Raw genomic sequence first — 12,761 nt, 5'->3', positions numbered from 1 at the left:
GTCCCTCACCTCCTGGTTATACCGCCGCTGATGTTGCCGCCGATACGCGGCTGCGTAGAGATCGGCTGGCTGACCACCGGCCCGCGGCGCAGCCCGGCGGCTCCGGCCTTCTCCTCTACTATTCTGGTGACCTTTTCAACCGCCGCGACGTCAGCGCCGCCGCCGGCCGCGGCCAGCTCCTCGGCCAGAGCCTTGAACTCGGCCTCCGGCAGGCTGCGGCTGAGCCGGTCCAGTTCGGGCAGCTTGCCCGACTTGGCCAGGTTCTCCATCACCCGGGTGTTGCCGCTGAAGCTTTCACTGACGCCTTCGAGTCGCGCCAGACCTTCCCCGAAACCCGGTTCGCTGAAACGTTCGGCTACCTTCATCACCTCGCGGCTGTCCACCGCTTCCGCCTTTTCCAGTTCGTTCACTGCCGCCCGTACCGTGGCATCGGAGCCGCCCAGCATCATCGGTGAGCCCAGAAACGAGGTCAGCTCCGCCACCGCCGTGGTGGTGCTGCGCGACAGCAGGGCATGGTAACGGGTCTTGAGATTCAGACTGTTGATGCGCTCGGTGACCCGCTCGTCAGACTCCCGTTCGGCGCTACGGATCTCCACCGACCAGGAGGTGACCTCGGCCTTGTAATGCAGGTTACGGCGGCGCAGATACCAGAGCTGGTCCTGCTGGCTCAACTCGCTGCGCCACAAGCTATCGGCGCTCTGCTGAGCCGGCTCCGGCATCGCCGGCATGCGCCGCGACAGCAACTGATTCAGGGCCGTGATCGGTTTGCGCCGCGCGATCATGCCGGGCTGAGCCGCCGGCAGTTCGCGGCTCAGGGTAGGGAGGTTTTGACTCAGAGCGCGGAACCGATGCCGCGGCACCGGCATCACCACCAGCACCGAGGTGGACTCCTGGGCCTCGCCGCTCAGTTCCAGATCCAGCGGCGGCAACAGCATGGAATCCTCCAGCAGCGCCGGCAATTCATCGTCCGGCACGATGGAGAGTTCCACATCCATCTCGGCGGGGAAGAAGCTGTGGCTGAAATCCGCACCGTTGACACCGCTGGCGGGCATGGGCCCGGCCGGCGGCAGCACACTGAAGTGTTCGCTGGCGACGAGGCGTGCCGCGCTGCCCAGTTGTGCCTGCAACGCGTTGAGCTGGATGCTGTACTGGCGCAGATGAGAAGCTCGCAGCGGCCGTGGCGAGATACCCAGGCCCCAGACATTGCGCTCGCGCTGTGCGATCTCACGCCGCACCATGAACATGTCCAGCCAGCGGATGATGCCGTGGTCCAGCGCCAGCATGGCCAGGGGCAGCACGTCCTCGGGCTGACCTTTCAGGCTCTCCTCGAAAAAGATCTCGCGCGCCACATGACTGCGGCGCTGCTGCAGCTCGGTGGCTGCGCCCGGATCGGGATACGGAATCAAGCTCACCGCCGTGGCCTCGATCACCGAGCCGTCGTGCACCGTGCGCGGCGCATCCACATGGGTGGGATAGGCGGCGGTGGAATTGCCGGTGTACTCCACCGTGCGCAGGGCGACGATATACAGCCCACTGCGGTTGAAGGGCGAGGCCTTGGGGATGGCGGCGAGGCCGAAGCTGGCATCCAGACGCTGGCCCTCGGCTACACTGGCCAGGTCGACCGTGAGCGGTTGCGGCAACACCACCTGACTGCCCGATGGGGTCAGACCGTGGCCGGCATCGATGAGCACCGTGCCCGCCTTTTCGCTGTGGGCGCGTACCCCGAGGCCGCTGATGACACCGAAGCCGGCCGCACGGCCGTAATCGCTCTGGCGCGCCAGAAAATAGTTCTGCTCCGCATTCAGGGCCTGGGCATCGAGAAACCGGCCGTCGAACCACAGGGGGCGGCGGCGCCGATCATCCGTGATGACGGTGCCCTGTCGTTGCGATTTCTGCAACTCGGCCAGGTCGATCTTTTCGCGTGCCGGGCCGGTGGTGAGTTTGTTCATTGCGGGTCTCCCTGAATGATTCGGGCTAATCAAACGCTTGCCGTCACTTGAATATCGAGCCAGCGCGCCAAGGCATTCGCGGTCACCACGAACGGCCGCCACTCATTACGTACCACCACATCCTCGGCGGTACGACGTTCAGGCCGCTGTCCCGCCGGCGCCTGATCCGCCGGCAGCAGCACACGCGCCAGAAACAACGAACTGGTGTCCTGTCCCGGTACGTGCTCGGGCAGTGGATCCAACCCTTGCAGGCTGCTGTAGGCACTGCCCGCGCGCCAACCCTCGAAGATGGCCTCGCGCAGGGTAGCGGCGTCGTCGCCGAAATCGGGCCACTGAGTTTGGGGCAGGGCCGGATCGGTCTCCTGACGCAGGATCAAGTTTACTTCAAAACCGTCACGCAGGCGCGCGGCGGTGACGCTATCGAAACTGTCGAAGGCATCACTGGCGAAGGCCGGTGTCTTGCCGCGCTCGCACACAACGAAGCGAATGAACAGGTCGGCCGCGATGCCGGCGGTCGAACCGGGCCAGAGATTACCGCTGTCGTGCCAAGCTTGACGCAGCAGTTGCGGCGACTGGGCCTGGTACCACTCGGCCAGTTTCAGGCAACGCGGCTTGACCACCTCGATCATGCGCCCGAGCCGGTCGATGGCCAGGCCGGGTTCCAGAAACAGGCGTTCCGAGCGGGCGGGATTAATGGGATCGGCCGGCTTTTCCGGTTGGTGCACCACCTCAAGCCCGGCCAAGGTGCCGTGGCCCATGGCATAGGCCAGCGCGCGCGCCAGGCGGCTGCGGTGATAGTCCTGCTCGGCCCGGAAGTCCTCCGCCCCCAGCAACACGCCGGTGGCGTAGTGAACCCGGTCCGGGCCTTCCGGTAGGGGCAATGAATCTTCGCCTTTTGCCATTTTCTCTCTCCTTGCTATAAATCGTCCGGCCGGCGGATGACGATGGAATCGCGGTCGATCACCGGGCGTTCGATGCGCAGGTCACCAGGATCAATGGGCGTCACCGGGTTGCGCGGATCCAGAATCCTTACCCGCACCCGGGCGGCACGACTGCGATTGCCGCTGTCATCCTCTACTTCCAGCTGAAAGACATAGGTGCCCGCCGGCAGGCCGCCCTCCACCTTGAGCTGCGGCTCGCGCGTCTCGAACTGCTTTTGGCGCCTGAAGTCGGCCATATCCGGAATAAAATCCCTTAATCAACCAGGGACCAGGTATAGCTGACGATGCTGCCACCCCCCACGTCCACCGACTTCTTGCCATTGAGCATGAATGTCCGCCCGAAGCCGATGGCGTTGTTTTCCAGCGGCCGACCCTCTTCGTCGTGGACGGTCAGCACCGCCGTGGGCGCCTGGGTGTCCAGGACCACCAGCATCACTCTGGCCGGGGCCGAGACATTGCCCGAGTCATCCTTCACCTCTAGTTGAAAACTATGGCTGCCCACCTTGAGTTTTTCATTGGGCATGGTGATGGTGAGCGTGGCGTCGGTGGTCTCGATGTCATTGGCTCTGATGTCTTCCAGAGTCTTGGTGGTCATGTGTTGTCTCCTCCGTTGTTATCACGGTCTAAAAAAGACCAGCGGTAGCCAACCAGGCTGCGGCCCGGGGGCGCCTCCGAGTCGGAGCCGTCCAGGGTGAAATCATCGCCGAAGGCGGCCGTCACGTCCTCGGCACGGGCGATGGGTCGTTGCTGCGGCACGCCGGCACCGATACCTTCAAGACGTGAATCGAGGGTGGCCGGCCCCATGACGTAATCGCCATGGCCCACATGGCTGCGGTTGATGCGCGCCGGGCCGGGCTCGGGCCTTGAGCTGAGATAGGTGTCCACGCCCACCAATGACGTAATCCCCGCCAGCAGGGGCGCGCTGGTGGTGAGGATGCGAAACTGCACATGGGCCGGCACCTCGCGCTCGGCCATGCGCTGGATCATGCCCAGGTCCTGCGGGGCGACATTCTGATGAACAAGAATGGTGACGCGAAAGGCGAGCCGATCGAAGAAGGTATCGATGGCAGACTGCTCCGCCCCACTCACTTCCAGATCGGCACAAAACAGCGCCAGAAACTCACGCCGCTGCTCATCGCCGATGAACAGGGTGTCGCCCACGAATGAATTGCCGGTCTCGATGCCGCCCAGGGTGAGGGGGTCCCGATCGTCATCCAGATCGGCACCGATGATGGTGGCGAAGGTACGGCGCAGCCGGTAATCCTCCAACACTACGATCTCGCCGCCGTTGACGCCGCCGGCCGTGGCGATCTCCAGAGCCAGGTTCAAGCCGCGCAGGGTGCCGTGCCAGCGATACAGCTCAGCGGCGTTTTCCAGAAAACGCCGCCGCTGCGCCTCGGACCAGGCTGCCTCAAACTGAAAACCGATCCAGTCGGACAACCACTCCAGTGCCTCCGACGGCACGGTCTGCGGCCGCGTCACCAGGTCGCTGTAGGCGACCCTGTCCTCGATCATAGTGAACAGACCTTCGATGTTATTGAGATAGCGTTCGAGAAAATCCGCCGGCGTGGCCGTGCCGGTCTCGTCGGCCTCCGGGGCGAAAGTCTGTTCGCGATAGAGCCTGGGCAGGTAGTGTTCAACATAGGAGAAACGACTGGCGTAGGCACGCGCGGCGAACAGTTCGGGCGTGGCGTTGCCCGGGCCGCAGAGTTCCACCTTGACGTAGAGATAACGGCCGCGCAGGTTGCGCACTTGCAGGCCGGCGCGCTGAATCAACGCCGTGAACAGCCCCTTGCGCCCGGCTTCACTGTCACACGGCAGCAGACCGGGGTGGTGGGGGAGTTCGGAGGCCTGCGGCATCCAGCTGCCCACAGGGACATCACTGGGCGCACCCTGTTGATAGCGTTCGCCGAAGCGGTGTTCGAACCATTGCAATTCCGTGTCGCGGATATGGTCCTTCACCTCGTTGCTGGCCGCCAGCCAGATACGCACGCCACAAGCCGTCGGGATGGAGGCCTCGATGTAGAGACGATGCCATACCGAATCCACCCCGGTGCTGTCCAGCTGCATGTGCAGGCCCGTGTTATAGGCCTCACCCTGCCGGGTGAAGAACGGAAACGACAGACGATGCAGCGGATGACTGGTGGTGAAGGCCGGATAATGGGGCGGATAGTCCAGGCCGTGGATAAAGGGACCGAAGTCGTAGTCGCGCTTCAGGGGGTACAGGTCACCGGAGGGAAACTGTGCCGACACATCGGCATCGACCCTGTACACCCGCGCCTCGCTCCTGGCCCGGGGCGGGGTTTCATCCGTGGTCTCGCCGCCCACCAGCACCGCGACCCGACCCCTGGCGATCCAGGCCAGACTGTACGGCGTGTGCGTGCCCAGCAGCGTCATGGGTGAACTGAGTTCGAAGGCTTCCGTAAGTTGGCGCAACACCGCCTCGCTATCGCTTACCCAGCTCAGCACGACCAGTTTGCCATGAAGACTGCAGGCCAGGGCCACCGGCGCCTCTGTCGCGGGCCACGCCACCTTATCCAGCACCATCAGGCGCGGCGGGTCGGCATTCTCATGACAGGGGCGTACCGTCTCGGGGGTATAGGGTTTGTGGGCGCGGTCGGAGATGGGATAGCCGGTCAGGCGTGCCAGCTTGCCATCATCCCGATCCAGGACCCAGCAGCCGCCGCCCGGCACGGGACTGAGATGCCAGGCGCTGAAGTCGTCCGCGCTCACCACCGCATCGCGCCAACGTTGACGTCGGTCGTGCATGATCACGGTGCCGTCCACCGCCATATAGAGCACACCGTCGTCGGCCAGGGCCATATCGGTGAGTGTCACTTCTTCAGTAAAGCTGTAGATGATCCGCGGTGTGTCATTTACGCCTACGGCCAGGATGCGCTGCCATTCGGCATCCCACCAGGCCCGGTTGCCGTGCTCGTCGCGCGCTTGGGGCACCGTCTCCAGGCGTGTTTCGGAGGCCTCCCGATCCTCGGCCAGAGTCTGCTCACGGCGCTGCCGCGCCAGCCGCAGGCTACGGCGCTGGGCGTCATACTCCAACGCCGGCGGCTCCCCCGGCAGGTGCCAGTGGGCCTCGTCGGCCAATAACCAGAATTTGAGACCGTTGGCGTCCATCAGCAGACTTCGGGGACGACGGGTAAGGCCACACCACCGCCTTCGCCGGCCGTGCCGGCACCACCACCGGCAGTGGCGCCGACCACCTCTTCCGGTGTGACACCGTCGGTGCTCACGGCAACGGCCAGCAATTCGGGCAACTGCCACTGCGCGAGGCCGATCTCGATGGCTTCGCACTGCTGCACGCGTTGCACCTGTTGCCACTGTTTGTTCTGACGCCGGAACAGGTTGACACCGTTGACCGTAGCCACGCCCTGGACCCGCGCCACCACCACCTCCAGTTCGCGGTCGCGCACACTGCGGCCCAGGGGCCAGCCCTCACTCTGGGGACCATACGGCGACAGACTCCAGAGATGGTGCTGCAGGGCCTGACGCACGTCGTGGCTGATCTGCTCATGACCGAAACCAGCCTTGACGGTGATACCCGCGGTCAAGGCCACGGGGATGTATTCACAGCCGATCACATACAACTCCGTGGCCAGCGGCCGACGCACCGACAGGTAGTCGTGCACCTTCTGGATCAGGGGTTGGTCCGGGCGCGGATTGGGCGGCTCCTGCATCTGCTTGCGCGGCAGCACCATCACCGAGACCACGCCGGGCACGTTGAAACGCCGTTGCCGCGGCATGAAGCGCGGCAATACCTCCACCCGGCCGATGTTGGCGCCGGGGGTTTCGGCCACCAGGGAACGATAATCATCCTCGGTGACGGCCCGATTGCGATGGCGCAGCCGCGCCGGGATACGTCGCTCGGCCTGGTCCAGGGTCTCGGCCGCGCTGCCGCCGCCGGTGTTGATGCCTTGAATGACCTTCAGTTTGCGGGCGATGGCGGCGCCGTCCACGCCTCGGGCCTCGATCTCCTGCAGGGTACCCGCCGCCAGGTTGCCAGCCGCACCGCCGCCGGCGCGCATCCGGGCCACGCGGATGCGCCGCCCGGCCTCGGGGATGCGGCCGTATATGCCATTGCCGAATTTTACCGTTCCCGCCTCGCTGTCGAGCACGAAGACGCCGTCATCGCGACCGCTCAGGGCCAGATCACTCACCGCCTGCCACTGCACATAGCCGCGGCCGCTCTCCTCCACTTGCAACTCAAAACCCGTCGCATCCACCGAGCTGGCCTGGAGCCTAAACAGCTGATCCGCACTGCCGTCGCTTTGGCCGATGACCCGGTCTTGCACGCTCTGGCGCTGGTCGATCTCCACCGCATTGATACCGGCCCAGCTCAGGCGCATGGTCTCCAGCTTGTCCGCCGGGCGCAGCCGCAGCCACGCCACCAGACGTGCCAGGCGATCCGGATCGTCGATACGCGGCGGGCGATCACCGACCCCCGCATTGGCCTCCTTGCGCGCGTCACCTTCCAGCACACCGAAGTCCTCTATACCACCGGGGAAGACCAGTTTCTCGATACCGCGGCGGGTGAAATCGCGGGTGCTGTCTTCGATGCGGCGCAGGTTGCTGTAGACCGGCGCGTCGTCCACCAGGTCGGAGGTGCTTATCCACCAGCTGTGTTCCAGGGCACCGATGCGGCGTATTTCGTCGAAACTGGCGGGCAGTTCGATAGCCGGGGCGATGCCCATGTTCAGAATTTCAGCACTGTCGCCGCCACCGGCCAGGGCCGACTTCACCGCCGCCACGTCCTCAGGACGACTGGCCAGTAGCGCGACCCACAGACTGCGGTCAGCGGTGTCCTGAACCACGTCCAGGCCCGCCTTGTCTAACATACCATCGACGAAGGCGGGTGTGGTCACATAGGCGTCCACATTGCCCTCTATCTGATGGAACTGGCGCAGCCCTTCGATCACCTCCGAAAGCTCATCCTTCTCATCGCCACTGAGGGCGCGTTTGTAATAACACTCACCTGTCACAGGCAGCACGGTGACTTCGGAAAGCGTTTCAAAATTTACCGGGCCGATGAGGCGCGCCTCCCTGGCCAGGGTGACCGAGGTGATGGGATTCTTTTCGTCCAAGGCAATCGACACCACGCCGTGCGCGGCGTGCGCCGGCTGCATAGGCATACCCAGTAGTTGCAGAAAGGCCAGGCGCTGCCGCTCGGGTACCAGGTTGGCGCGATACAACACCGCGTCGGCCAGCCAGGCGAACAGCTCCAGCAGGGTGCGGCCCGGATCACCCATCTGCTGCGGCGTCCACTCGGGTGTATGGGCCGGGACCCGGGCCAACAGTTCCTCAACCAAATCATCGTAGCGGCGATCATCCAAACGGGGCGGTGTGATTGGCATAGCCCTATCCTTCCAACTCCAGTGTGATGCCCAACTGTTGCGCTTGATTGGTGAGGCGCAGGCGGTAGACGATCTCCACTCGCACCGTGTCCGGCCGCTCCTCCACCTCCCACACGTCCACCCGGTCCAACAGGATGCGCGGCTCCCAGCGCGCCAGTGACTCATTGATCAGGTCACGGATCTGGCGCCGCGTGGTGAGCGTGTTGGGCTCGTGTAGATAGCGCTCCAGTCCGCCGCCGAAGGTGGGCCGCATGAGACGCTCGCCGGGGCGAGTCTGCAGGATTATTTTTATGGACTGGCGCACACTCTCCGCCAGGCCCGGATAGCGCAGGCGGCCCCGCGCATCGGGGACGCCGAGTAACGGCCAGTTGAAGGGGATGACTTCGCTGTTACTTGTCATGGGGTGCTCCTCATCACGCCTTCTTGCCCTTTAATCCCGGAATGGGCAGGCAGGTGAACAGATACGGCATCCAGCGGAAAACCAGATCAAATAACGCCACCATGATCATCATCAGGATCAGGGCGCAGAGCGTGACGATGGGAATCGACAGCGAACAGATCATGCCGAAACCGTTGCCGCCGCTGTCCCTGCATGTACCGCCACCGGTATCGGGCAGGTCCTTGTGAAACGGCCAGGGCAGCACCGACAACACCAGATCGGCGAAGCTCATCTTGCGGATGCCCTTGATCTTGCCGCACAGCATGTCGGAGATGACGAAGCCAGTGTTCTTTTGATACTTGCGCAGACCCGCCGGCGAGATATCCAACGGCATGGGGATGCGCACCGGCCGCGCCGGGGCATCGGGATCGAAGAACGGTGCCATCTGAAATTTCTGCGTCGCGGCACTCACCAGGGCCGGAAACAGGGGGCCGCAATGCGGTCGCTCGTAGACGCAACGGATCACAAACCAGGCCTCGCGCATATCACCCACCGGCACCCTATCCATCAGTTCGTCCGCCGGCTCGCCCGGCGGCAGCAGCGCCTCGATCATCTCGGCCAACGCATCGACGGCCGTCTGTTTGCGTTCCAGACCGTTGAGACCATGCAGCTCGGAATCTGCCACCGCCGGCATGGGGGCATCGCGGTCGGGATCGGCCAGGGGGAAAATGAAATCCGGCCACTGGTCATCCACCGAAATCGGCGCACCGCCTTCGTTGAAACGGATAAAGGTGGTGTCCACGGCTTCCAGCCCCTGCTCCGCATCTGCTGCGGCAAGCAGGGCATCGCTCAAGGTCCACTTCAGCGTGGTGAACTTGTAAGGGGCGCCGGCTGAGGGGATGTTATGACCCCAGCCCAAGCCGTACAGCAGTTCCAGCAAGTCGTCATCGATGGCGCCCGGATTACCCTGATTCCACCAGGCGAGGATTTGCAACAACTCGAGCAGATTGCGCTCAGCATCGGTGAGGGCCTCGGCGGTCGGTTTGCCGGCGACAAGCTCCCAACCCAGTTCACCGGCGAGCGCCGTGTTGTTGAGGGTGGTCACCAGCGCCTGCTCGCCTCCGTTGAGGCTGGAGAATTCCCGTTCGCCCTCAAGCGCCTGCCACACATCGGGTAGGTGTTGCCCGATAAAACGGGCGAGATCGAGCAGCACGTACCAAGCGCCGGTTTGCAACGCATCGCGCGCACTGCGCAGCAGCCGCTTGCGCTCACGGGCCTGGGCCGTGGCATCAGCGCCGAAGTTGGAAAAGTTCTTATCGGCGCCGTTCTTTTTGAACTCGGCCTGTTCCAGCAACAGTTTCCACGGCGCCACCACATCGGCCTGCAACAACGTCGCGGCCACGCTGCGACCGGCGCTCAAGCTGTCGTCGGCGACCGCATCGGCGCCCACTTCCGCCCCCACCCACTGTTCACGCCGACCGACGGGAATGGTGCCGTTGAACAGTTTGCGGCTGTCGCCACACACCTTGTGGGCGAAGCTGACGGGGAACATGGGCAGTTGCTCCTCGCCGGCCACCAGGCGGCGAGGAACGGCGCCGTCATGCGTGCCGATGCGGCGCCAGCTGTTCTGTTTCGGCCCGGACACGAAGGCGTATTCCTCCCACTGCTCCAGCGGCGCGCTAGCATTGTCCTCCGGCGGCAGCAGACGACGTACGACGAAGCTCACCTTTTCCTGCCGGGTCAGTTGCAGTACGCAATCGGGTAGACCGGGTTGTTCGCAGATCAGCGAGGCGGCCACCAGATAATGGCGTTTCTGCGCCGGCTGAAACAGTTTCAGCGGCAATTGTTCATCAGCAACGGTTGAGACCGGAACCGGATGCTGTTTTCTGAACGCGCCCTTCACCGGTTGCAGATTGATGGCCATGGGCAACTGCAGTTTCCTGGCCGACGCCAATCGGTAGGTCTTGTCAAAAAGGAACGCGACCCGGGAAACTTCCGGTGTTTCGGCCTGCGGGGGGTTGGGTGAGGCCATGGGCGCGCGCCAAGTCTCCGGTTGAGCGACCCATTCATCCAGGCGTTCCGGCTCACTCCCCAGAATCCCGATGTATTCCTGCATGAAGTCATCGTGATCGAAACGCAGGATGGCAGGCCGACCGGCGCGCCCGTTGTCCGCCAGGCGTAGGCCTGCGGGGCCGGGCCGCGCCCAGACTGGCAGGGGGCCGAGCCATCCCACCTTGACGTCAGGCCTGCGTCCGTTACTTCTTAGCATTACCATATGTTGCCCGCCCCCGGTGTATAGGACGCACTGATAACACTGTTGCTGATCAGGGTGTCGCACTGCACCACCCCACTGAAGCGCGACATGGCGGCATTGACCGTCACCATCGATGCGGTGACCTCCACCTGGGTGGCCTGCACCTTGACGTTCATGCCCGTTTCAACCGTCACCCCCTGGGGTTCGTAAGTGACCGTGGTGCCGCTGATGCGGAACTCGATCTTGCCGCCGCCCGCGTCGGTCAGCTCACCGCTGACACCGCCCGGGGTAGTGAAGCTGATTGTGGCATCCGATGGCTGTTCCTCGACGATGGCGATATGGGTACCGGCCTTGCCGGTGATGCTCCAACGGTCGACGCTGTCACCGCTGCCGCCCAAAGTCTCGGGCACGTCGGTGCTGCCGCTCCATAGTCCGCCGATGACGATAGGCTGGCGGGGATCACTGTTGACGAAACTCACCAGCACCTCGTCTCCCACATCGGGAATAAGAAAGGCGCCGCGGTTGTTGCCGGCGAAGGGTACGGCGACGCGGGCCCAGATCTCCGCGTCCTGAGTGTCGGCCGCATCGAAACAAAACAGGCGGATTTTCACCCGGCCGATGCCATCGGGATCGTTCACCGCCGTCACCCGGGCAAGATAACTGCCGCCATGAAGCATGGGGATGAGCTGTCTCATCAGCGCCTGGTCGCTCATGAGGCCTCCCCCAACGCTGAGGATTCGGCCTTGAAGTCGGTCAGATAACCGGACCGCACGTCGTAGCGGTGATGGGTGCTGACGACATAATAGGTGTTCTCGAAACGCGCACTCACACCGCCCAGTTGTAGATGGCTGCCAACGCGAATATTGGGATGGCCGCCGGCCGTGCCCTCGGCACACACGAAGCCACGGGCCCGCTGATCGAACACTGTGTCGGCCAGGGCCTGGGCCTCCTCATCCGTGGTGACCGGAATATGGCCTACGTGCTCGCTGCGGTCGCCCACGGCGTCGCGCAACAGATCGAAACCGCGCCGTCCCTGTCCGGGACCGAGATTGACGCCGCTGCCGCGGCCGCTGACCGCCTGGCCGGCCACTGGATTCCAGCCAGCGCACGTAACCTCGCTGACTTGATGAGCCAGGTCGGCGATGAAGCGCACACTGCGCAGATCATGGAACATCTCCATCTGGATCACCTGGCGCTGCATTTCGCTGACAGGCGCGATTTCGAGCCGATCCTCGACGATCTGCAGGTCGGCATCGATGCGACGCAACAGTCGACGCAAAAAGGCCAGATCGCTTTCGTTGAATTGCACCCACGTGCCGGTGGGAGAGGTCAGGCCGGTGACCCGTGCCTGCAGGCTAAGACGCTGGGCGATCTCGTTGGCGATATCGGCCACGGACATGTCCCGATACGAGTGGCTGCGGCGAGCCATACGCGCCTGTTGCAACTTATCCTCCGCCAAGACCAACAACTCCGGCGGCGCGCCTTCAGGAAAGTCCGCCTCGAGCCCCGTCACCATGCCGCGAAACAGCTCCTGCGGTTCCCTGACATCGCCGGCAAACACGGTGATGCTGGAACCGAAACGTATCTCACGTTCGTCCTCGAAAGCGTAAGCGGCGCTACCGTCTGGGTCACTAGCGACGTTGCTGAGGCGCAGTTCCATAGCCGACAGGCCGCCTTCCTGCTCGCGCATCTCCATGGCCAGCAACAGCTCGTTGAGTTTGTCGAAGCGTTGGCCGTCCACCTCCACCATGGGACGCGCATTGTAGACGGGAGCGCGGTTGAGGGCGGTGACGCTCATGAACTACAGGGCTTCTGGCTTGTCGGCACGGGTTGTGTTTTGTTTTCCATTCCTGCAACCCAACCCTCTACCGG

10 protein-coding genes are annotated in these 12,761 nt (G+C 63.9%); all 10 read right to left on the bottom strand.

Annotation, left to right across the window (positions count from 1 at the left end):
• Positions 1–5 precede the first annotated feature (5 nt).
• The 10 genes from U5S82_21110 to U5S82_21065 all read right to left on the bottom strand — a co-directional run bounded on the left by U5S82_21110 (position 6) and on the right by U5S82_21065 (position 12,687).
• Positions 6–1,949: a hypothetical protein gene (locus U5S82_21110; protein MDZ7754067.1), complete on the bottom strand. Its 1,944-nt coding sequence runs from the start codon at positions 1,947–1,949 to the stop codon at positions 6–8.
• A gap of 29 nt (positions 1,950–1,978) precedes the next feature.
• Positions 1,979–2,851: a hypothetical protein gene (locus tag U5S82_21105; GenBank protein MDZ7754066.1), complete on the bottom strand. Its 873-nt coding sequence runs from the start codon at positions 2,849–2,851 to the stop codon at positions 1,979–1,981.
• A gap of 14 nt (positions 2,852–2,865) precedes the next feature.
• The gene (locus U5S82_21100) at positions 2,866–3,126 is read right to left on the bottom strand and encodes a hypothetical protein (GenBank protein MDZ7754065.1); all 261 of its coding nucleotides are present in this window, start codon (positions 3,124–3,126) and stop codon (positions 2,866–2,868) included.
• A 17-nt stretch (positions 3,127–3,143) separates the two neighbouring features.
• On the bottom strand, positions 3,144–3,485 hold the full coding sequence (locus U5S82_21095) for a hypothetical protein (protein MDZ7754064.1): 342 nt from the start codon (positions 3,483–3,485) through the stop codon (positions 3,144–3,146).
• Positions 3,482–6,022, bottom strand: a complete 2,541-nt coding sequence (locus U5S82_21090) for a phage tail protein (protein ID MDZ7754063.1) — start codon at positions 6,020–6,022, stop codon at positions 3,482–3,484. Before U5S82_21090 ends, U5S82_21095 begins: the two co-directional genes overlap by 4 nt.
• The gene (locus U5S82_21085) at positions 6,022–8,256 is read right to left on the bottom strand and encodes a putative baseplate assembly protein (GenBank protein ID MDZ7754062.1); all 2,235 of its coding nucleotides are present in this window, start codon (positions 8,254–8,256) and stop codon (positions 6,022–6,024) included. Before U5S82_21085 ends, U5S82_21090 begins: the two co-directional genes overlap by 1 nt.
• A 4-nt stretch (positions 8,257–8,260) precedes the next feature.
• Positions 8,261–8,656 carry a GPW/gp25 family protein gene (locus U5S82_21080; protein ID MDZ7754061.1) on the bottom strand — a complete coding sequence of 132 codons (396 nt, stop codon included), beginning with the start codon at positions 8,654–8,656 and terminating at the stop codon, positions 8,261–8,263.
• Positions 8,657–8,669: 13 nt separating this feature from the next.
• Positions 8,670–10,751 (bottom strand): hypothetical protein, encoded by a 2,082-nt coding sequence (locus tag U5S82_21075; GenBank protein MDZ7754060.1) that lies wholly within the window; start codon positions 10,749–10,751, stop codon positions 8,670–8,672.
• A gap of 152 nt (positions 10,752–10,903) precedes the next feature.
• A complete protein-coding gene (locus U5S82_21070; GenBank protein ID MDZ7754059.1) occupies positions 10,904–11,602 on the bottom strand; it encodes a phage baseplate assembly protein V in 699 nt (232 codons plus the stop codon).
• Complete coding sequence (locus tag U5S82_21065) at positions 11,599–12,687, bottom strand: contractile injection system protein, VgrG/Pvc8 family (GenBank protein MDZ7754058.1); 1,089 nt, start codon at positions 12,685–12,687, stop codon at positions 11,599–11,601. Before U5S82_21065 ends, U5S82_21070 begins: the two co-directional genes overlap by 4 nt.
• Positions 12,688–12,761: the final 74 nt, after the last annotated feature.

Source organism: Gammaproteobacteria bacterium (assembly GCA_034522055.1).
In the GTDB taxonomy this organism is placed as follows: Bacteria; Pseudomonadota; Gammaproteobacteria; order JAABTG01; family JAABTG01; genus JAABTG01.
This window is presented reverse-complemented; position numbering and strand designations above follow the sequence as displayed.